We start from the raw sequence: 22493 nt of genomic DNA, 5'->3' as shown, positions 1-22493 counted from the left end.
ACTATAAATATGTGGTAATTCTATAAAAAAATATTAAAAAATATAAAATAATTGTGCAAATAAACGAAAAGTTAACTGCGAGTTCATAATTTGTTCATAAATGATTGCTACTATATAGATAGTTCGAAAGAACCTACGAAAGACGTTGTAATGTGTTATCATTACACATAAATTTTTTTCATAATAATAGCCCCGGTAAACCACTGCCGGGGCACTCCTCGTTTTACGGGGATTTTTTATTTTTTATCTGATAATTTTCCATATTTCTGGATTTCATTATTGAGTTCTTCCATGCGGGTATCCAGTTCTGCTACATATCGCGCACATTCTCTTAATTCTTTTGTGATATAGTCAGGTCCGTCTCCCTCAAATTTGTAATGCATCTTATGCTCCAGAGTCGCCCAGAAATCCTGTGCAACTGTGCGGATCTGAATCTCTACTTTGGTATCAATGATACTGTCGGAGAGAAAGACCGGTGTGGTAACCAGCATATGATAACTGCGGTAACCGCTCTTTTTAGGATTTTTCATATAATCACGTCTTGCAAGGATCGTTAGGTCATTTTGTTTGGAAATCATGTCTGCGATCAGATAGATATCAGATGTAAAGGAACAGCTGATACGGATTCCTGCGATGTCATTTACATAGCGTACCATGTTCTCGATACTGGATTCATATCCATGTCGTTTCAGTTTTTTTACAATGCTTTCCGGAGTTTTGATTCTGGATTTTACATGTTCGATCGGATTGTATTTGTGTCTGTGCTGAAATTCACCGTTTAGAATATCAATCTTTGTTTCTACCTGTTTAAGGGCAGACTGATAGACAAAAATAACTGTCTCCCAGTCATTCAGTTCTTTAAAATCCCTCAAGGGGACAGAATCATAATTCATGTATAATAATATCCTTTCCTGATACAGGCAGTTCCCCGTTGATTTTTGTAATCTCACAGGGGACTTGTTTATAGATTTGCTATAGTTGGTTGATGATATTATTGTAACATATAAATATCTGTTTGTGTGAACTATCTGTATGAAAATTCAGATTTCCATTATTAAAGTGATTGTGTTATAATGTTTGAAAATAGCTGACATAATATACTCTATTTGTAACTGTTCAGTATCCTGTAACAGATGGAGAAGAGTTACATTTATTCCAGGTAAAGGAGAAAACAGATAATGGCTGAATCAATGAAAGATTACGAAACAGAACTGGAAGCCTCTTTTAAGAAAATTGAAGAAGGGGATATTCTTACAGGAACTGTCATCAGTGTAGATGAAAAAGAAGTTGTGGTAGATTTGAAGTATTATGCGGAAGGCATTATTCCGGCAGAGGATTACAGCAGAGAACCGGGATTTTCTTTAAAGGAACAGGTGAATGTGGGAGATGAAGTTTCTGCGACTGTTGTGAGTAAAGACGATGGAAATGGAAATATTCTGTTGTCCAGAACAGAAGCAGCAGATGTGCTTGCATGGGATAAGCTGAAAGAATTAAAGGATTCAAAAGAAGTAATTGATGTGGTGGTAAAAGGCATTGTAAATGGCGGCGTGATCGCCTATGTAGAAGGTGTACGTGGATTTATTCCCGCCTCAAAGCTTGCCCTGAATTATGTGGAGGATACAAACGAATATCTGAACAAACCAATCCAGGTTCGGGTTTTCGATATTGATAAAGAAAAAGGAAGATTAATTCTCTCTGCAAAGGAAATATTAAGAGAAAAAGCAGAAGAGGAGAGAAAAACAAAAATCTCCAATGTGCAGGTCGGACTTGTAACAGAAGGTGTTGTTGAGAGCTTACAGCCATATGGTGCATTCGTAGATCTGGGAAATGGTCTGTCAGGTCTGGTTCATATTTCACAGATCTGTGAGAAGAGAATTAAGAAACCATCAGAAGTTCTGACAGTTGGAGATAAAGTAAAGGTAAAAGTAACTGCTGTCAAAGATGGAAAATTAAGTCTGAGCATCAAAGAGGCAACAGATATGATGGCTAAGGAAATTGAGGAGGAAGTGATCGAGCTTCCGGATTCAAAGGAAGAGGCTTCCACATCTCTTGGCGCACTTTTTGCAAACATTAAATTAGATAATTGAGGTTAGAATCTGTATGAGAAATCAGGAAAAAATATTTGTAATAGGTCATAAGAATCCGGATACGGATTCCATCTGTTCAGCAATTGCCTATGCGGACATCAAAAACAGGACTTCTCAGAAGGTGAAATACATTCCAAAGCGTGCAGGACAGATCAATGAAGAGACAGAATATGTGTTAAATCGTTTCGGCATGCAGCCGCCGGGATATCTGTCTAACATTGGAACACAGATAAAAGATATGGATATCCGTATGAGTCCGGAAGCTGATAAGAGTATGTCCCTGAAAAATGCATGGGATCTGATGATGGAGAAAAGTATCGTATCTCTTCCGATCAGAGACAGAGAAGGACAGCTGGAAGGTCTGATCACAATCGGTGATATTGCTAAGACTTATATGGATACAACGGACAGTTATCTGCTGTCAAGAGCGAAGACACAGTACAGAAGAATTGCCGAGACAATTGCAGGTACCGTAGTAGAGGGAAATGAGCATGGATATTTTACAAAAGGAAAAGTTCTGGTGGGAACTGCAAATCCGGAAATGCTCAAAGCCTATATTGAACCGGATGACCTGATAATCATGGGAGACAGAGAAGAGGATCATCTTCAGGCGATTGCGCAGAATGTTAGCTGTATTATCGTTGGTATGGGAATTGAAGTCAGCGAAAAGGTGATAAAGCTTGCTCATGAGAGAGAAATTGTAATTATTATGTCTCCGTATGATACATTTACGATCGCAAGACTGATCAACCAGAGTATTCCTGTACGGTATATTATGAAAACAGATAATCTGGTTACTTTTAATACAGAGGATTTTACGGATGATATTCAGAATGAGATGATCAAACACCGTCATCGTGCGTTCCCTGTAATTAACAAAAAGGGAAAATGTATCGGAACAATTTCCCGAAGAAATTTTCTGGATATGCACAGGAAAAAAGTAGCACTTGTGGACCATAATGAGAAAGATCAGGCAGTTGACAATATCGATAAAGCTGAAATCGTGGAGATTATTGACCATCATAAACTGGGTTCTCTGGAAACTATGGTACCGATTTCTTTCAGAAATCAGCCGGTCGGATGTACAGCAACGATTCTGTATGAAATGTATGGGGAGCAGAAACTTGAGATTTCACCGAGTATTGCGGGGCTTCTCTGTGCTGCGATTATTTCAGATACACTGATGTTCCGTTCACCTACCTGCACATTATCTGACAAGATGGCGGCAGGTGCGCTGGCACTTATTGCAGGAATCAATATTGAGCAGTTTGCAAAAGAGATGTTTAAAGCAGGAAGTAACCTGAAAGATAAATCACCGGAAGAAATTTTTTATCAGGATTATAAGAAATTTATTGCTGAGGATGAGATCAACTTTGGTGTTGGACAGATCAGTTCTATGGACAGCGATGAGCTGGCAGAAATCAAAGAGCGTCTGGTTCCGTTTATGGTCAGCGAGTGTGGCCGTCATGGTGTTACCCGCGTATTCTTTATGCTTACCAATATTATTGAGGAATCTACAGAGCTTCTCTATTATGGTGAGGGAAGTGAGGAAATGGCACGTATTGCTTTCCATATGGAGCCAAAGGATGGTGTATTTGATCTGAAAGGCGTTGTTTCACGTAAGAAACAGCTGATTCCGGCACTTATGGAAGCTGCACAGGCCGGACAGAACGATTACAACTGATGGCAGCAGACAGAATAGCTGAGGATAATAAGAAATGGAAAAAGAAACCTGGAAAGCAGGAAATATGCTTTATCCACTTCCGGCAGTTATGGTAAGTGTTTCTGACGGAGAGGGGAATGACAATATTATTACAGTTGCATGGGCAGGAACTGTCTGCACGAATCCGCCGATGGTGTCTATTTCTGTGCGACCATCCCGTTTTTCCTATGATATGCTCAGAAAGACGGGAGAATTTGTAATAAATCTGACAACAGAGAAACTGGCATATGCAACGGATTACTGTGGAGTCCGTTCCGGCAGGGATGTTGATAAATTTAAAGAAATGAAGCTTACCAAAGAGAAGGCGGATTTTGTGAAAGTTCCCATGATCGCAGAATCTCCGGTGAGTATTGAATGCAAAGTAAGGCAGGTTCTGGAATTGGGTTCCCACCATATGTTTCTGGCGGATGTGCTTGCAGTTCATGCTGATCCGCAGTATATGGACGAGAAGAAGAAATTTCATCTGAATGATGCGAAACCTCTGGTGTATTCTCATGGTGAATATCTGGGAATTGGTAAAAAACTGGGAACATTTGGATACAGCGTTAAAAAAAAGAAGAAAAAATCCGGAAAAAAGAAACAGTAACCCGCAATTTGCAGACGCAGACAATGTATGATAAAATGAAAGGACATAAACATGAATAATGTGACATTAATAGGAATGCCCGGTTCAGGGAAAAGTACAATAGGAGTTATTCTTGCAAAAGCATTGAGATATGAATTTCTGGATTCTGATCTTCTGATACAGAAACAGGAGAAAAGAAAGCTTTCAGAGATCATAGAGCAGGACGGACCGGAAAAATTTAAGGAAATTGAAAATCAGGTTAATGCAGACATTCATGTGACAGATACGGTCATTGCACCCGGCGGAAGTGTTATTTACTGTGATGAGGCAATGGAACATCTGAAGTCCATAGGTAAGGTTATATATCTTAAATTATCACTGGAATCTTTATCCAAAAGACTGGGAAATCTGAAAGGCCGCGGAGTTCTGTTAAAGGACGGTCAGAGCCTGAAAGATCTGTATGAGGAACGTGTACCTCTGTACGAGAAATATGCAGATATTACCATTGATGAAGAGGGGAAAGATTTGGATGAAAGTCTTCGGGCAATTCTGGAGATAATACATATCAAAGAGCAGGGAAAGTGATTATTACAGCTCGGGAAAAGGACAGTGGTAAATAATTTTTGTTTACAAATGATAAATATATGATATAATATACAACTGACTTTAAAATAGGATGATCGTTTAGTATAAACATATATGCATTTGAAACAGAAGTTACATGTTCGCAGAAAACGAAAAACAGAGTGAACAGTGACCATTAATTCTGCTCATGGAGTGAAAATAAATAAGAGGTGTGATATGGAACAGTATGTTATAAAAGGAGGCAACCCTTTAGTCGGTGAAGTTGAGATTGCCGGTGCCAAGAATGCGGCACTTGCTATTCTTGCAGCAGCCATAATGACTGATGAGACGATTCTGATAGAGAATTTGCCGGATGTAAGGGATATCAATGTATTGCTTGAAGCGATCGCTGGTATTGGAGCACAGGTAGACCGTATTGATAAATCTACTGTGAAGATTAACGGATCTACAATTGGAGATGTAAGTGTTGATTATGAATATATCAAGAAGATCAGAGCTTCCTACTATCTGCTGGGAGCACTTCTTGGTAAGTATAAACATGCAGAGGTACCGCTTCCAGGTGGATGCAACATCGGAAGCCGTCCGATCGACCAGCATCTGAAGGGATTCAGAGCGCTTGGTGCAGATGTAGATATCATGCATGGAGCAATTGTTGCGAAAGCAGATGAACTTCATGGAAGCCATATTTTCCTTGACGTTGTCTCTGTAGGTGCAACGATCAATATTATGATGGCAGCCTCATTGGCTCCGGGACGTACTATTTTGGAAAATGCCGCAAGAGAACCGCATGTAGTTGACGTTGCCAACTTCCTGAACAGTATGGGGGCAAATATTAAAGGTGCAGGTACAGATGTGATCCGTATTAAAGGTGTGGAGAAGCTCCACCGTACAGAGTATTCTATTATTCCGGATCAGATCGAGGCAGGTACATTTATGTTTGCTGCGGCAGCAACAGGCGGAGATGTAACAGTTAGGAATGTAATTCCGAAGCATCTGGAAGCAACTACGGCTAAACTTGAAGAAATTGGATGTGAGGTTGAGGAATTTGATGATGCAGTTCGTGTACGTGCACCAAAGAGACTTCGCCGTACTCATGTAAAAACTCTTCCATATCCCGGATATCCTACAGATATGCAGCCACAGATTGCTGTAACTCTGGCACTTGCAGAGGGAACCAGTATTGTAACAGAGAGTATTTTTGAGAACAGATTCAAGTATGCGGACGAACTTTCACGTATGGGAGCAAACATCAAAGTTGAGGGAAATTCAGCAATTATTGATGGTGTGAAGAAGCTTACAGGTGCGAGAGTAAGTGCACCGGATCTGCGTGCAGGTGCAGCCCTGGTGATCGCAGGTCTTGCAGCAGATGGAATCACAGTTGTTGATGATATCGTATATATCCAGAGAGGATACGAGAATTTTGAAGATAAGCTGAGATCTCTCGGTGCTGAGATTGAGAGAGTATCCAATGAGAAAGAAATCCAGAAATTCCGTCTCAGGGTGGGATGATAAAAAATACCAAAAAATTACTTGACATTTGTAAGGGTTAAGTATATTGTATGGTATGCAGCAATCTTAATTAATGCAAGTTAATAATTAGTAATAGCCTTTTATTCAGAGTGGTGGAGATACAAAGGATCTGCGAAGCCACGGCAACCCCTGTTTGTGTAGGAAGGTGCCAACCTGAGCGAGTGATCGAACAATAAGAGGATTGTTGAGATAATCAGACAGTCCGATTACTTCGGGCTGTTTCTTTTTGTTAACGGAAAAGTATCAGCGGAGAGAAATAATCTGTTGATACAGTACATAAATGGCTGCGGGTTATTCTGCGGTCGGGAAACAATTGTAAATGAATAAAAAAAGGAGAACACAATGGAGAAAATTTTATTTACTTCTGAATCTGTAACTGAAGGCCATCCGGATAAAATGTGTGATGCTATTTCCGATGCTATTCTTGACGCTCTTATGGAAAAAGATCCTATGAGTCGTGTTGCATGTGAAACTGCTACAACTACAGGTCTTGTACTTGTTATGGGTGAGATTACAACAAATGCATATGTTGATATTCAGAAAATCGTAAGAGATACTATCCGCGAAATCGGATATACACGTGGAAAATATGGATTTGATGCTGATACATGTGCAGTTATCACAGCAATCGATGAACAGTCTGCTGATATCGCTCTTGGCGTAGATAAAGCTCTTGAAGCAAAAATGGGTGAAGATGAAATTGATGCTATCGGAGCAGGTGACCAGGGTATCCAGTTTGGTTATGCTTCCAATGAGACAGAAGAGTATATGCCATATGCCATCAACATGGCACACAAACTTGCACGTCAGTTAACGAAGATCCGTAAAGACGGTACATTAAAATATTTAAGACCGGACGGAAAAACACAGGTTACTGTAGAATATGATGAAGCCGGAAAACCAATCCGTATCGATGCAGTAGTATGCTCTACACAGCATGATCCGGATGTAACTCAGGAGCAGATCCATGAGGACATTAAGAAATACGTTTTCGATGAGATCATTCCGGCAGATATGGTAGATGAGAATACAAAATATTTCATCAACCCAACAGGACGTTTCGTGATCGGCGGACCTCATGGTGACAGCGGACTTACCGGACGTAAGATCATCGTTGATACTTACGGTGGAACCGGACGTCATGGCGGCGGTGCTTTCTCCGGTAAAGACTGTACAAAGGTAGACCGTTCCGCAGCGTATGCTGCACGTTATGTTGCAAAAAATATTGTTGCAGCAGGTCTTGCAGATAAATGTGAGATTCAGCTTTCCTACGCAATCGGTGTTGCTCATCCGACATCTATCCACGTAGAAACATTCGGAACCGGTAAACTTTCTGATACAAAGCTGGTTGAGATCATTCGTGAGAATTTTGATCTTCGCCCGGCGGGAATTATCAAGATGCTTGATCTGAGAAGACCGATTTACAGACAGACAGCTGCTTATGGACATTTCGGACGTACGGATGTAGACCTTCCATGGGAGCATCTGGATAAAGTTGATGACCTTAAAAAATACCTTGCTTAAATAAGAAAATCGTAACTGTTCAGTACTTGCACAGACAGTGGAATGCTGAATAATTACAGAATATCACAAAAATTGCAGTGCAATGGGATAAAACAGGAATTATCTGAAAGAACAGGACAGATGATTCCTGTTCTTTTTATAGAAAATTTAGATATGTAAAACAGACTTTATGATATAATGCTTGCAGAGGGCAAAATTATAGAAACCTTATAAATCAACAGATAAAGGATGATCGGGATGAAGTTAAAAACAAGGATTATAGTTGGATTCGGTATGAGTATTCTGGTTCCTCTGCTTTTATTTTCGGCAACTTTGTACGGATTAGGTCATACAAAGTTTGCACAGCAGACAAAGGATTCTTCGGAAGTGGTGTATGATATTTCAGTAGGGGAATCCACCCACAGCCAGACACAGGTAAGGATTATTGCAAAAGATCTGCTGTTTACTGCGACGGTAATATTAGTATTCACAGCTTTATCTATTGGATTATGGATTTACAGAAGTATTGCCACACCGCTGGTTAAATTAAAGAAAGCCACTCAGAATATCAAAGAGGGAAATCTTGATTTTGTTCTGGAAGTAGATGGTGACGATGAGTTTTCGGAACTTTGCCGGGATTTTGAGGAGATGAGAAAGCGGCTGAAGGAATCAGCAGAAGAGAAAGTTCTTATGGATAAAGAAAATAAAGAACTTATCAGCAATATTTCTCATGATCTTAAGACGCCGATCACAGCGGTAAAGGGATATGTAGAGGGGATTATGGACGGCGTAGCGGATACGCCGGAGAAAATAGACCGTTATGTGAAGACTATTTATAATAAGACGAATGAGATGGATCATCTGATCAATGAGCTGACTTTTTATTCAAAGATTGATACCAACAGAATTCCATATACTTTCAGTAAACTGAATGTAGAAGATTATTTCAGTGATTGCGCAGAAGAAGTAGGACTGGAACTGGAAACGAGAGGAATTGAACTGGTATATGCCAATTATGTTGAGGATAATGTGCAGGTGATCGCAGATGGAGAACAGATTCGGCGTGTTATTCATAACATTATCAGCAATGCTATCAAATATATGGATAAACCCAAAGGTATCATCCAGATTCGCATAAAGGATGTGGGAGATTTTATTCAGGTTGAAATTGAAGATAATGGAAAGGGAATTGCAGCAAAGGATCTGCCGTCTATTTTTGATCGTTTTTACAGAACAGACGTGTCGAGAAATTCATCCAAGGGAGGAAGCGGAATCGGTCTTTCCATTGTAAAAAAGATCTTGGAGGATCATGGAGGAAAGGTCTGGGCAACCAGCAGGCTTGGAATCGGCACAATCATGTATTTTGTACTTAGAAAGTATCAGGAGGTACCAATGAAATGAGCAGAATTTTAATTATAGAAGATGAAGAGGCAATTGCAGATCTGGAGAAGGATTATCTGGAGCTTTCCGGATTTGAAGTTGAAATCTGCAACAGAGGAGACACCGGACTGACGCGTGCGCTGAATGAGGAGTTTGACCTGATTATTCTGGATCTGATGCTTCCGGAAGTGGATGGCTTTGATATCTGCAGGCAGGTAAGACAGGAAAAAAATACTCCTATCATCATGGTATCTGCAAAGAAAGATGACATAGATAAAATCAGAGGTCTGGGACTGGGGGCAGATGATTACATGACAAAACCATTCAGTCCAAGTGAACTGGTAGCCAGAGTCAAGGCACATATGGACAGATATAATCGTCTGATCGGTTCCAATGTACGCAAAAATGATATTGTGGAGATCCGCGGGATCAAGATTGATAAGACTGCACGCCGCGTATGGGTAAACGGAGAGGAGAAAACATTTACTTCCAAGGAATATGATCTGCTTACCTTCCTTGCAGAGAATCCGAACAGAGTGTTTACCAAGGAAGAGTTGTTCCGGGAAATCTGGGATATGGAATCTGTGGGAGATATTGCAACAGTCACTGTCCATATCAAGAAGATCCGGGAGAAAATTGAATTTAATACTGCAAAACCTCAGTATATTGAAACAATCTGGGGCGTAGGATACAGATTTAAAGTTTAACTGAATCAGGGAAGTTCCATATTTCAGGCACGAAAAGGCAATAATCAGTGGGAAATTTGGAATGAGTATTGGAAATTTAGACGCAAGATTGTTCGAGAAATCAACTTGTTGGCACAATAGTATAAAAAGGAAAAAAATGGAAAGATTATATAAAAAATTAAAAAGCTATGGACAGTCTGACTATTATCCGTTTCACATGCCGGGGCATAAGAGAAACCGGGCATCTTCAGCAGATGATTTTCTTTTTGAGAGAGATATTACAGAGATTTCAGGATTTGACAATCTTCATCATGCGGAAGGAATTTTGAAAGAAGCACAGGAATATGCAGCTCAGATTTATGGGACAAAGAAATGTTTCTTCAGTGTAAATGGAAGTACGGCGGCTCTTCTGGCAGCAGTCAGTGCAAGTGTAAATAAAGGTGGGAAGATACTTGTCGCGAGGAACTGTCACAAGGCTGTTTATCATGCATTGTATTTACGTGAGCTTCAGCCGGTCTATATTTATCCACATGAAGATCAGAGACTGGGGATAAACGGAGGAATTTCTCCTGAACGTGTGGAAAGATATCTGGAAGAAAATACGGATGTGCAGGCTTTTCTGCTTACTTCGCCTACATATGACGGCGTTGTGTCTGATATAAAGACAATTGCAGAAGTTGTACACAGACATAAGATTCCTCTTATTGTGGATGAAGCACATGGTGCACATCTTCATTATTCTAAATATTTTCCGGTGTCTGCTGCTGATCTGGGGGCTGACATTGTAATACAGAGTTTCCATAAAACGCTGCCATCTATGACTCAGACGGCGGTGCTTCATATATGCAGTGATATGGCAGATGTGGAAAAGATAAAGAGATTTATGGGGATTTACCAGACCAGCAGTCCGTCGTATATTCTGATGGCGAGTATGGATGCATGTATGGATAAACTGAGAAAAGACGGGCAGCAAATGTTTCGTGAATTTACCTTCAATCTGGAGAAGGCCAGACAGCGTCTTTCAAAGTGTGAAAAAATAAAACTGATCGAAGGTTCTATGATCGAAGGCAGTGGAATCTATGATTTTGACAGATCCAAGCTGTTGTTCTCCACAGTCGGAATTTCTGTTAACGGACGCCTTCTCCATCAGATACTTCGTGACAGATATCATATTGAAATGGAAATGGCGGCTGAGAAATATGTTCTTGGAATTGCAGCAGTGGGAGATACAGAAGAGGGATTTGAGAGACTGTGTACTGCAATTGAAGAGATTGATGCAGAGATACAGCAAACAGATGAGTCGGAGGAATCGCAGTATCATACTTCTCATGCGAGAATGACACAGCTTATGACAATTTCTCAGGCAGTGGATGCGCAGCAAAGGCGATATTCTCTGAAAGAAAGTGTTGGCAAAGTCAGTGCAGAGTTTGCTTATCTGTATCCGCCCGGAATTCCGATTATTGTGCCGGGAGAGCAGATAACTGGACAATTTGTAAGAAATGTGAGAAGATACATGGAACAGGGGCTGGAAGTACAGGGACTCAGTGATACATCTGCTGAAACAATCTGCGTAGCTGCCCGAAATGAAATTGGACAGGAAGAATACAGTCCGGCAAAGGAATAACATAACAGATATGGGAAAGATTTTTTACATCATGGGAAAGAGTGCATCCGGAAAAGACAGAATCTATTCACTTCTGGCCGCACATAAAGAATTGAATCTGAAAACACTTATTCTGTATACAACCCGCCCGATCAGGGTAGGAGAGCAGGATGGAAAAAATTATTATTTTGTAGATGACGGAAAACTGGAAGAATTCAGAAAAAACGGAAATCTTATCGAGGAGAGAGCATATCATACGGTTTATGGGATATGGACTTATTTCACTGCAGATGATGGTCAGGTGAACCTTGCAGATTCCGATTATCTGGGAATCGGTACTCTGGAGTCATTTAAAAAGATGCGTAAATACTATGGGGAAGATGCAGTCTGTCCTGTTTATGTCCAGGTAGAAGATGGAGAAAGACTGAGTCGTGCTCTTAATAGAGAGAGAGAACAGGAAAATCCAAGATATGAGGAAATGTGTAGAAGATTTATTGCAGATCAGTCGGATTTTTCAGAGGAAAATATTCTGAATGCAGGGATAGAGAAACGTTTTCAGAATATAAATCTTGATGACTGTGTGAAAGAAATCGCAAATTATATAAAGTCTGTGCAATAGTTCTTCTTTTATGGTATAATATCTTACAAAACGGACTGGTGAGGTGATTCTTATGATGGGATTTAACAATATTATCGGACATGAAGAGATTATCGGACATTTAAAAAATGCAATAGAATCAGGAAAAATATCGCATTCTTATATTTTTACCGGCGAACCAGGTTCTGGTAAGAAGCTCCTTGCAGGGACTTTTGCGGCAACACTTCAGTGTGAGGCCGGAGGTACAGAACCCTGCCAGAAATGCGACTCCTGCAAAAAGGCGATGGGTAAGAATCATCCGGACATTATTATGGTCAGTCATGAGAAACCTGGAACGATCACAATTGACGAGATCAGAGATCAGGTGATCAATGATATAGATATCAGACCATATTACAGTCCTTACAAGATTTATATTATTGCAGATGCAGATCTTATGACACCACAGGCACAGAATGCTCTTCTTAAAACAATTGAAGAGCCGCCGGAATATGCAGTGATTCTTTTGCTGACTAATAATATCGGGGGACTGCTGCCGACTATTCAGTCAAGATGTGTTCGTCTTGATCTGAAGGTAGTGGATGACGGTCTTGTAAAGAAATATCTGATGGAGCATCTTCATGTTCCGGATTACCAGGCGGAGATTGACGCATCCTTTGCACAGGGCAGTATTGGAAGGGCAAAAGAAGCAGCTACTTCTCAGGAGTTTGCAGAGATGACTCAGAATGCACTGAGGATTCTTAAATATGCAAACACCATGGAAGTTTATGAACTGTCAGATGCGATTAAGAGTCTTTCTGAGGACAAACAGAATATCAACGATTATCTGGATATTTTCCAGTTCTGGTTCAGAGATGTCCTGATGTTTAAGGCAACACAGGAGATTGACAATCTGGTATTTAAACAGGAAATTAATTTTATCAGAGAACAGGCAAAGCAGCGTTCCTACGAGAATCTGGAGAACATTCTGGATTCTATTCAGAAGACAAAGGTACGTCTGAAAGCAAATGTTAATTTTGATCTGGCATTTGAATTGCTGTTCCTGACGATCAGGGAGAAATAGAATGACAAAAGTAGTAGGCGTGAGATTTCGTAATGTAGGCAAGATTTATTATTTCAGTCCGAAAGATTATGAAATTAAAACAGGCGATCACGTGATCGTGGAGACAGCCCGGGGAATTGAATACGGGAAAGTCGTACTTGCACCAAGAGAAGTAGGTGAGGAAGATGTTGTTCACCCTCTCAAAGAAGTTCTTCGTGTGGCAACAAAGGAGGACGACGAGAGAGAGGCACAGAACAGAGTCAGAGAGAGAGAGGCATTTAAAATCTGTCAGAAGAAGATTCGTGAACATGGTCTGGAAATGAAACTGATAGATGCAGAGTATACATTTGATAATAATAAAGTGCTGTTTTATTTCACTGCTGACGGCAGAATTGATTTCCGCCAGTTGGTAAAAGATCTGGCAGCAATTTTTAAAACGCGTATCGAACTTCGTCAGATTGGTGTTCGCGATGAGACAAAGATTCTGGGAGGAATCGGTATCTGCGGAAGATGTCTGTGCTGCCACACATATCTGTCTGAGTTTGCACCTGTATCCATAAAGATGGCAAAAGAGCAGAACCTGTCCCTTAACCAGACAAAGATTTCCGGTGTGTGCGGAAGGTTGATGTGCTGCCTGAAGAACGAGCAGGAAACATATGAAGAGCTGAATAAAAAGCTTCCGGGACTGGGAGATACAGTTACAACTCCGGATGGGCTTACCGGAACTGTACACAGTGTAAACGTGCTTCGTCAACGTGTAAAGGTAATTGTAGAGATCAATGACGAGAAAGAAATTCAGGAATTTCCGGTAGATGACCTGAAATTCAGACCGAGAAAGAAGAAAGTCAAAGTCTCTGAAAAAGAATTAAAAGAACTTGGAAATCTGGAAGATAAAAAAGGAGATTCCAAATTAAATGACTGATCAGCTGGTAAAAGATAATGAACGTATAGATGATCTTCAGAACGGATATTATGTGATACAGGATCCGGATAAATTCTGTTTTGGGATGGATGCAGTTCTTCTTTCCGGCTTTGCAAAAGTAAAAAAGGGTGAGACTGCTCTGGATCTGGGAACAGGAACGGGAATTATCCCGATCCTGCTTAAAACCAAAACAAATGGGAAACACTTTACAGGTCTTGAGATTCAGAAAGAGTGTGCAGATATGGCCGGACGCAGTGTCAGATATAATCATCTGGAGGACGATGTTGAGATCGTACGGGGTGATATTAAGGAGGCTGCTGATATTTTTGGGGCAGCTTCTTTTGATGTAGTGACAAGTAATCCGCCTTATATGATCGGACAGCATGGACTTCGCAATCCGGATATGCCAAAAGCAATTGCCAGACATGAAGTACTCTGTAATCTGGAGGATGTGGTGAGCCAGGCATCAAAGGTTCTGAAAGAACGTGGAAGATTTTATATGGTTCACAGACCGTTCAGACTGGCTGAGATTATGAATGTTCTCACAAAGTATCGTCTGGAACCGAAAAGGATGCAGCTTGTATATCCATACATAGACAGAGAACCAAACATGGTTCTGATCGAGGCATTAAAGGGAGGAAATTCCAGAGTTACAGTGGAACCTCCTCTGATCGTATATAAAGAGCCGGGAGTCTATACAGAAAATATACTGAAGATTTATGATATGATTTAACCGAACTTTATTTGCAAAGTAATATGAGAGGAAATAAATTATGAGTGGTAAATTGTATTTGTGTGCAACACCCATAGGAAATCTGGAGGATATTACACTCCGGGTACTTCGAACATTGAAAGAAGTGGATCTTATTGCAGCAGAGGATACCAGAAACAGTATTAAACTGCTGAACCATTTTGATATAAAAACACCTATGACCAGTTATCATGAGTACAACAAAATTGATAAGGCATATGTTCTGATCAGTAAAATGCAGGAAGGGCAGAATATTGCACTGATCACAGATGCGGGAACTCCGGGGATCTCAGATCCGGGAGAGGAGCTTGCGGCAATGTGTTATGAAGCGGGGATTGAAGTAACTTCTCTTCCGGGACCTGCTGCCTGTATCACTGCCCTGACTCTGTCCGGACTTCCAACCAGAAGATTCGCTTTTGAAGCATTTCTTCCGGCAGATAAAAAAGAAAGAAAACTGATTCTGGAAGAACTGAAGAATGAAACAAGAACTATCATTCTCTATGAGGCTCCTCACAGACTGGTAAGAACTCTGGAGGAATTGAAGGAAACTCTCGGAAATCGCAGAATGACTCTTTGCAGGGAACTGACGAAAAGACATGAGACTGCATTCCATACGACTATCGAGGAGCTGATCCTCTATTATCAGACAGAGAAGCCGCTTGGAGAGTGTGTGCTTGTGATCGAAGGCAGAAGCAGACAGGAGATGGAAGAGGAACAGAAGGCATCCTGGGAAAAAATTACCATAGAAGAACACATGGAAATCTATGAAAATCAGGGACATTCAAGAAAAGAAGCTATGAAAATGGTAGCAAATGACAGAGGAATGACGAAGAGAGATGTCTATCAGTACCTCATCAATAAAACCGAAGAATAAGATTAACATACAGAAGAATTCCCGTTTTCGGGGATTCTTTTTTATTCAGGCTGTGGAAAGGAACGGGCTTTTGTGCTATAATAAATTTGTATTATTATGTCCAGATACCAGAATATATTTGAAAACCTGTCTATAATTTTCACGCAGGGGTTTTCAGATATATTCTGGTGATAAGTATATATAACAGGAGGAAAGAAATGGGCGGAGAAAATACAGAATACGGAGCGGATCAAATCCAGATTCTGGAAGGTTTGGAAGCCGTACGAAAGAGACCAGGTATGTATATCGGAAGTACATCCGGCAGAGGTCTTCATCATCTGGTTTATGAGATTGTAGATAATGCGGTTGATGAAGCACTGGCAGGATTTTGTACAGAGATTCAGGTAGTTATTAATCCGGACAACTCTATCACAGTTGTAGATAACGGACGTGGTATTCCGGTAGGAATCAATCATAAAGCAGGGATTCCTGCTGTAGAAGTAGTATTTACCATTCTTCATGCCGGCGGTAAATTTGGAGGCGGAGGGTACAAGGTATCCGGTGGTCTTCACGGAGTAGGTGCGTCTGTAGTAAATGCACTTTCCACATGGCTTGAAGTAAGGATCTATCATGAAGGTAAGATTTATCAGCAGAGATATGAACGCGGTAAAACTATGTATCCTCTGAAGGTTGTGGGAGACTGCCAACCGGATAAGACCGGAACAACAGTTGTCTTCCTTCCGGATAAAGAAATATTTGAGGAAACAGTATATGATTATGACATTCTGAAACAGCGTTTGAGAGAGATGGCATTCCTGACAAAGGGATTGAAGATTTCTCTTAAAGATACCAGAGAAGGAATGGAAAGAGAGAAAGTTTTCCATTATGAAGGTGGTATCCGTGAATTTGTAAGCTATCTGAACAGAAGCAAGGAAGCGCTTTACCCGGAAATCATTTACTGCGAAGGACAGCAGAACGGTGTGTCTGTAGAGGTTGCCATGCAGCACAATGACTCTTATACAGAGAACTGCTATGGATTTGTAAATAATATTAATACACCTGAGGGTGGTACTCATATTGTAGGTTTCAGAAATGCCCTGACAAAGACGTTCAATGATTATGCCAGAAAGAACAAGCTGCTTAAAGACAGTGAACCCAATTTGAGTGGCGATGATATCCGCGAAGGTCTGACTGCAATCGTCAGTGTTAAGATTGAGAATCCCCAGTTTGAAGGTCAGACAAAACAGAAGCTTGGAAACAGTGAAGCAAGAGGGGCTGTTGACAGCGTGGTGAGCAAGCAGCTTGAGATTTTCCTTGAGCAGAATCCAACAGTAGCGAAAACTACAGTAGAGAAATCAGTTCTTGCACAGAGAGCACGTGAGGCTGCACGTAAGGCTCGTGATCTGACCAGAAGAAAATCAGCACTTGATAATATGTCACTTCCTGGAAAGCTTGCAGACTGTTCAGATAAGAATCCTGAGAACTGTGAAATCTACATTGTAGAGGGAGATTCCGCCGGTGGCTCTGCAAAAACAGCCAGAAATCGTGTAACACAGGCTATCCTTCCACTGAGAGGTAAGATCCTGAATGTAGAGAAAGCACGTCTGGATAAGATTTATGCAAATGCAGAGATCAAAGCTATGATCACAGCTTTCGGAACAGGAATTCATGAAGATTTTGATATCAGTAAACTTCGTTATCATAAGATTATTATTATGACTGATGCCGATGTCGATGGTGCGCACATCGCAACCCTTCTGCTGACTTTCCTGTATCGTTTTATGCCTGAGCTTATCAAACAGGGATATGTGTATCTTGCACAGCCGCCATTATACAAGGTGGAGAAGAACAAGAAAGTATGGTATGCATACGACGATGATGAACTGAATCAGATTCTGACAGAAATCGGACGTGACGGAAATAACAAGATCCAGCGTTATAAAGGTCTTGGAGAGATGGATGCAGACCAGCTTTGGGAGACGACAATGGATCCTGAGAAACGAATCCTGCTTAAGGTTACCATGGATGAGGCTGCGACTTCTGAGATTGACCTTACATTTACTACACTGATGGGTGACAAGGTAGAGCCGAGACGTGAATTTATTGAAGAGAATGCAAGATTTGTAAAGAATCTGGATATCTGATAATAGGGAGAATAGATAAATGGAAGATAATATTTTTGACAAAGTCCACGAGGTGGATCTGGAAAAGACCATGAAGGACTCTTATATTGACTATGCCATGAGCGTTATCGCTTCCAGAGCACTGCCTGATGTAAGAGATGGTCTGAAACCGGTTCAGCGACGTGTATTGTATTCCATGATAGAACTGAATAATGGTCCTGACAAACCGCATCGTAAATGTGCGCGTATTGTCGGTGATACAATGGGTAAATATCATCCACATGGTGACAGTTCTATTTATGGAGCACTTGTAAATATGGCACAGGAATGGTCTACCAGATATCCGCTGGTAGACGGACATGGAAACTTTGGTTCCGTAGATGGTGACGGGGCAGCGGCCATGCGATACACTGAGGCACGTCTGAGTAAGATTTCCATGGAAATGCTGGCAGATATTAACAAAGATACTGTTGACTTCCAGCCAAACTTTGATGAAACAGAGAGAGAGCCGGTTGTACTGCCGTCCCGTTATCCGAATCTTCTGGTGAACGGAACTTCAGGTATTGCAGTAGGTATGGCTACCAATATCCCTCCTCATAATCTGAGAGAGGTTGTGGATGCTGTTGTCAAGATTATAGACAATATCATTGAAGAACAACGCGAAACGACTATGGAAGAGATTCTGGATATTGTAAAAGGTCCTGATTTTCCTACAGGTGCGACGATTCTTGGAAGAAGAGGGATTGAAGAAGCATACAGAACAGGTCGTGGTAAGATTCGTGTACGTGCAGTGACAAATATTGAGACTCTTCCAAACGGAAAGTCCAGAATTATTGTCACAGAGCTTCCGTATCTGGTAAATAAAGCGCGTCTGATCTCAAAGATTGCAGAACTTGTAAGAGATAAAAAGATTGACGGAATCACAGACCTGAATGACCATTCCAGTCGTGAGGGAATGAGAATCTGTATTGATCTGCGCAAGGATGCAAATGCAAATGTAGTTTTGAATTTACTGTATAAGCATACGCAGTTACAGGATACTTTTGGCGTAAATATGCTTTCACTTATTCCGAATAACGGAAGTCTGGAACCGAAGGTATTAAACCTGAAACAGATGCTGGAATATTATCTGGCTCATCAGGAAGATGTAGTGACCAGAAGAACGAAATATGACCTGAATAAAGCAAGAGAGCGAGCTCACATTTTAGAAGGTCTGCTGAAAGCACTGGACAATATTGATGAGGTGATCCGTATTATCAGAGCTTCGCAGAATGTGCAGATCGCAAAACAGGAGTTAATGGATCGCTTTGAACTGACAGATGTTCAGGCACAGGCAATCGTAGATATGCGTCTGCGTGCTCTGACAGGTCTGGAAAGAGAGAAGCTGGAAGCAGAGTATGCTGATTTAATGGAAAAAATCCGTAAATACGAGGCTATCCTTGCGGACAGAAGTCTTCTTCTTCGCGTGATTCGGGAAGAAATTCTTGCAATTGCAGAGAAATACGGAGACGACAGAAAGACTTCTATCGGATATGATGTATACGATATTTCTACAGAGGATCTGATTCCGAGAGAGAATACAGTGATCACAATGACCAAACTTGGATATATTAAGAGAATGACAGTAGATAATTTCAGAAGCCAGAACAGAGGTGGAAGAGGAATCAAGGGAATGCAGACTCTTGAGGATGACTACATTGAAGAACTTCTGATGACAACTACCCATCATTATCTGATGTTCTTTACAAATACAGGAAGGGTATATCGTCTGAAGGCATATGAGATTCCGGAGGCAGGACGTACTGCAAGAGGAACTGCGATTATTAATCTGTTACAGCTTATGCCGGGGGAATGCATCACTGCAGTAATCCCGCTCCGCAAATTTGAAGATGGTCATTATCTGATGATGGCTACGAAGAATGGCCTGGTAAAGAAAACACCGATTAAAGAATATGCGAATGTGCGTAAAAACGGACTGGCAGCTATCACATTGCGTGATGATGATGAACTGATCGAGGTTAAGCTTACAGATGATAAGAAGGATATAATACTTGTTACAAAAGATGGTATGTGTATCCGTTTTAAAGAAACAGATGTAAGAAGTACAGGCAGAACTTCTATGGGCGTACGCGGTATGAATATCGATGATGGAGACGAAGTGGTAGCAATGCAGCTGAATTCTCAGGGAGATTGTCTGCTGATAGTTTCTGCAAATGGTATGGGTAAACGTACTTCTATGGGCGAATTTACCTGTCAGAATCGTGGCGGTAAAGGTGTAAAATGTTATAAGATTACCGAGAAAACCGGTGATGTAATCGGAGCAAGAGCTGTAAATGAAGATAATGAAGTAATGCTGATCACTACGGAAGGTATTATCATCAGAATCGCCTGCGCTGATATTTCCATTCTTGGAAGAATTACATCGGGTGTAAAACTGATCAATCTTACAGAGGGTGTCACTGTAGCCAGTGTAGCTAAAGTGAGAGATAAAGAAGAAAAAGATACAAATGCACAGCAGGCAGCAGTGGAAATTACGGACAGTGCAGAAACAGAAGAATCTGATCAGCCGACAGATCAGGAGACACAGGATGAGAACAGAGGGGAAGAGGAATAACCATGAAGAAATGGTACAGATATCTTGCAGCCGGAGTGTTGGTATTACTGACACTCTGTGTGGCAGGATGCGGGGGAGTGAGTCATAAATCACCGGAAAAAGTAACAGAGGAATTGATTCAGTCCTATACTGACGGGAAAGAAAAGAAAGTGAAGGAGTGCTATAACCAGGCAGATAATACAGAAGCAGATCTTCAGACAGAGATTACAGCAACACTCAAATATTTTGCGGCACATAATCCTAAGAAAGTATCTGTTCAGGATTGTGAGATCCTTTCTGAAAATGACAAGTACAGTTATGTATACATAACCTACAATCTGATCCTGGAGGATGATCAGGAATATCCATGTGTTGAAACTTATATGGTTGGTAAACAGGATAAAACTTATTATATCATGGCACCATCACAGATCACAGATGATATGAAAACTCAGGCGGCTACAGCATATGTCCAATTTATGAAGACAGATGCTTACAAGACGTATACCAAAGCATATGAAACATTTATCAAGAAAAATCCGGGATATGAAGACAAAATTTCGGAAAAAGCAGGAGTGTAATATATCGAGGGCAAAAAAATGAAAAGAATATTACTGATGGTATTTAGAAATCTCTTTTTTGTTCCATATGGATGGTTTAAGTTATGCTGGTATGCATCGCATGCAGAACGTTACAGTGAAGAACAGAGATATCAGCTTCTTAAATATGTAGATAACAGAGCAGTGAAAGGCGGTAATCTGGTAATTGACGGTCATGGTATGGAAAATATTCCAAAAGAAAATGGGTTTATTTTCTTTCCCAATCATCAGGGATTATTTGATGTACTTGCAATCATACAGGTGTGTCCGGTACCTTTCTCGGTAGTGGCAAAAAAAGAGCTGACAAACGTACCATTTCTGAAGCAGGTATTTGCATGCATGAAAGCGTTTATGATTGACCGTGATGATGTCAAACAATCTATGCAGGTAATCATTAATGTTATCAAAGAAGTAAAGGCAGGAAGAAACTATCTGATTTTTGCCGAGGGAACCAGAAGCAAAGACGGCAATCATCCGCAGGAATTTAAAGGTGGAAGTTTTAAAGCTGCAACGAAATCAAAATGTCCGATCGTACCCGTAGCACTGATTGATTCTTATAAAGCGTTTGATACGGGATCTGTCAAAAAACTTACAGTGCAGGTACATTTTCTGGAACCCATATACTATGATGAGTATAAAGATATGAAAACAACGGAGATTGCAGCAGAGGTAAAAAAACGTATCGAAGCGACAATAACACAGTATACTTCTTGATGGAAGTATGAAATTTGCAAGTCCTGAAACCGGATTTTAGGGTAAAAAATAAAAAATATGAAAAAAAGTAAAAAAACCTGTTGACAAAACAGGTGTTTTTACATATAATTACAAATGCGCTTCGGGAGATTCCAAAGTGCATTCGAATTTAATATTGAACTATTAGTTCGGAGTCTGGAGAAGTACTCAAGAGGCCGAAGAGGTGCCCCTGCTAAGGGTATAGGTCGCTAACGCGGCGCGAGGGTTCAAATCCCTCCTTCTCCGCTTTTATTTTTTGGAAAACAAAAAATAAATTAAAAAAGATGTTGACAAACACTTGAAACTATGATAAAGTAAACAAGCTGTCAACAAACAGTAAATCGGTTGAAAAAAGATTTGAAAAAAACTTAAAAAAGTTCTTGACAAATCAAAAACAACATGATAGAATAAAAAAGCTGTCGCAAGACAGACAACCTTGATAACTAAACAGTGAAACACATACGATTCTCGAAAATTCTTTACATTTTTAAGAACGGTTTGAAAAACCAAAAACAGTAAAACGAGAGATAGCTAGTTGTTATCTTGAGTGAATCAAACATTTTATCAGAGAGTTTGATCCTGGCTCAGGATGAACGCTGGCGGCGTGCTTAACACATG

At 40.6% G+C, this 22493-nt stretch carries 19 protein-coding genes, 1 tRNA gene and 1 riboswitch; of the genes, 19 read left to right on the top strand and 1 reads right to left on the bottom strand.

Going from position 1 to position 22493, the window contains the following annotated elements:
- Nucleotides 1-236: 236 nt before the first annotated feature.
- Entirely contained in the window at nucleotides 237-893 is a 657-nt protein-coding gene (locus LJE11_RS10505) for a GTP pyrophosphokinase (RefSeq protein ID WP_020993340.1), read from the bottom strand.
- A gap of 285 nt (nucleotides 894-1178) precedes the next feature.
- Here LJE11_RS10505 and LJE11_RS10500 point away from each other — a divergent pair, with 285 nt between their 5' ends.
- The 19 genes from LJE11_RS10500 to LJE11_RS10410 all read left to right on the top strand — a co-directional run bounded on the left by LJE11_RS10500 (nucleotide 1179) and on the right by LJE11_RS10410 (nucleotide 22121).
- Entirely contained in the window at nucleotides 1179-2087 is a 909-nt protein-coding gene (locus tag LJE11_RS10500) for a S1 RNA-binding domain-containing protein (protein ID WP_195982392.1), read from the top strand.
- A 13-nt stretch (nucleotides 2088-2100) separates the two neighbouring features.
- Nucleotides 2101-3771: a putative manganese-dependent inorganic diphosphatase gene (locus LJE11_RS10495; protein WP_008707993.1), complete on the top strand. Its 1671-nt coding sequence runs from the start codon at nucleotides 2101-2103 to the stop codon at nucleotides 3769-3771.
- Nucleotides 3772-3805: 34 nt separating this feature from the next.
- Nucleotides 3806-4396 (top strand): flavin reductase family protein, encoded by a 591-nt coding sequence (locus LJE11_RS10490; protein ID WP_008707992.1) that lies wholly within the window; start codon nucleotides 3806-3808, stop codon nucleotides 4394-4396.
- A 51-nt stretch (nucleotides 4397-4447) separates the two neighbouring features.
- Nucleotides 4448-4960: a shikimate kinase gene (locus tag LJE11_RS10485; RefSeq protein WP_022380404.1), complete on the top strand. Its 513-nt coding sequence runs from the start codon at nucleotides 4448-4450 to the stop codon at nucleotides 4958-4960.
- 216 nt (nucleotides 4961-5176) lie between these two features.
- Nucleotides 5177-6469 carry a UDP-N-acetylglucosamine 1-carboxyvinyltransferase gene (locus tag LJE11_RS10480; RefSeq protein ID WP_227295943.1) on the top strand — a complete coding sequence of 431 codons (1293 nt, stop codon included), beginning with the start codon at nucleotides 5177-5179 and terminating at the stop codon, nucleotides 6467-6469.
- A gap of 98 nt (nucleotides 6470-6567) precedes the next feature.
- Nucleotides 6568-6669: riboswitch (SAM riboswitch) on the top strand.
- A gap of 163 nt (nucleotides 6670-6832) precedes the next feature.
- Nucleotides 6833-8014 carry a methionine adenosyltransferase gene (gene metK / locus LJE11_RS10475; protein WP_055053965.1) on the top strand — a complete coding sequence of 394 codons (1182 nt, stop codon included), beginning with the start codon at nucleotides 6833-6835 and terminating at the stop codon, nucleotides 8012-8014.
- A gap of 237 nt (nucleotides 8015-8251) precedes the next feature.
- A complete protein-coding gene (locus LJE11_RS10470; RefSeq protein ID WP_020993339.1) occupies nucleotides 8252-9394 on the top strand; it encodes a sensor histidine kinase in 1143 nt (380 codons plus the stop codon).
- Complete coding sequence (locus LJE11_RS10465) at nucleotides 9391-10080, top strand: response regulator transcription factor (RefSeq protein WP_020993338.1); 690 nt, start codon at nucleotides 9391-9393, stop codon at nucleotides 10078-10080. Before LJE11_RS10470 ends, LJE11_RS10465 begins: the two co-directional genes overlap by 4 nt.
- Before the next feature lie 136 nt (nucleotides 10081-10216).
- Nucleotides 10217-11683: an aminotransferase class I/II-fold pyridoxal phosphate-dependent enzyme gene (locus LJE11_RS10460; RefSeq protein ID WP_227295941.1), complete on the top strand. Its 1467-nt coding sequence runs from the start codon at nucleotides 10217-10219 to the stop codon at nucleotides 11681-11683.
- 10 nt (nucleotides 11684-11693) lie between these two features.
- On the top strand, nucleotides 11694-12281 hold the full coding sequence (locus tag LJE11_RS10455) for a guanylate kinase (RefSeq protein WP_055200613.1): 588 nt from the start codon (nucleotides 11694-11696) through the stop codon (nucleotides 12279-12281).
- A 52-nt stretch (nucleotides 12282-12333) separates the two neighbouring features.
- On the top strand, nucleotides 12334-13323 hold the full coding sequence (gene holB, locus LJE11_RS10450) for a DNA polymerase III subunit delta' (protein ID WP_025578482.1): 990 nt from the start codon (nucleotides 12334-12336) through the stop codon (nucleotides 13321-13323).
- 1 nt (nucleotide 13324) lies between these two features.
- Entirely contained in the window at nucleotides 13325-14224 is a 900-nt protein-coding gene (locus LJE11_RS10445) for a PSP1 domain-containing protein (RefSeq protein WP_025578483.1), read from the top strand.
- Complete coding sequence (locus LJE11_RS10440; protein ID WP_055150956.1) at nucleotides 14217-14957, top strand: tRNA1(Val) (adenine(37)-N6)-methyltransferase; 741 nt, start codon at nucleotides 14217-14219, stop codon at nucleotides 14955-14957. Before LJE11_RS10445 ends, LJE11_RS10440 begins: the two co-directional genes overlap by 8 nt.
- 40 nt (nucleotides 14958-14997) lie before the next feature.
- Entirely contained in the window at nucleotides 14998-15849 is an 852-nt protein-coding gene (gene rsmI / locus LJE11_RS10435) for a 16S rRNA (cytidine(1402)-2'-O)-methyltransferase (RefSeq protein WP_008707974.1), read from the top strand.
- 197 nt (nucleotides 15850-16046) lie between these two features.
- Complete coding sequence (gyrB, locus tag LJE11_RS10430; RefSeq protein ID WP_008707973.1) at nucleotides 16047-17972, top strand: DNA topoisomerase (ATP-hydrolyzing) subunit B; 1926 nt, start codon at nucleotides 16047-16049, stop codon at nucleotides 17970-17972.
- A gap of 19 nt (nucleotides 17973-17991) precedes the next feature.
- Complete coding sequence (gyrA, locus tag LJE11_RS10425) at nucleotides 17992-20565, top strand: DNA gyrase subunit A (RefSeq protein WP_022380443.1); 2574 nt, start codon at nucleotides 17992-17994, stop codon at nucleotides 20563-20565.
- Between the two features lie 2 nt (nucleotides 20566-20567).
- A complete protein-coding gene (locus tag LJE11_RS10420; RefSeq protein WP_025578488.1) occupies nucleotides 20568-21125 on the top strand; it encodes a hypothetical protein in 558 nt (185 codons plus the stop codon).
- A gap of 18 nt (nucleotides 21126-21143) precedes the next feature.
- Complete coding sequence (locus tag LJE11_RS10415; protein ID WP_008707970.1) at nucleotides 21144-21857, top strand: lysophospholipid acyltransferase family protein; 714 nt, start codon at nucleotides 21144-21146, stop codon at nucleotides 21855-21857.
- A gap of 176 nt (nucleotides 21858-22033) precedes the next feature.
- Nucleotides 22034-22121 (top strand) — tRNA-Ser (locus LJE11_RS10410).
- The last annotated feature ends 372 nt before the right edge of the window (nucleotides 22122-22493 follow it).

The sequence above is a fragment of the Blautia sp. DFI.1.216 genome (assembly GCF_020594215.1).
GTDB lineage: Bacteria > Bacillota > Clostridia > Lachnospirales > Lachnospiraceae > Blautia_A > Blautia_A wexlerae.
Note: the sequence above shows the minus strand (reverse complement) of the source record. Positions and strands in the feature narration are given on the sequence as shown.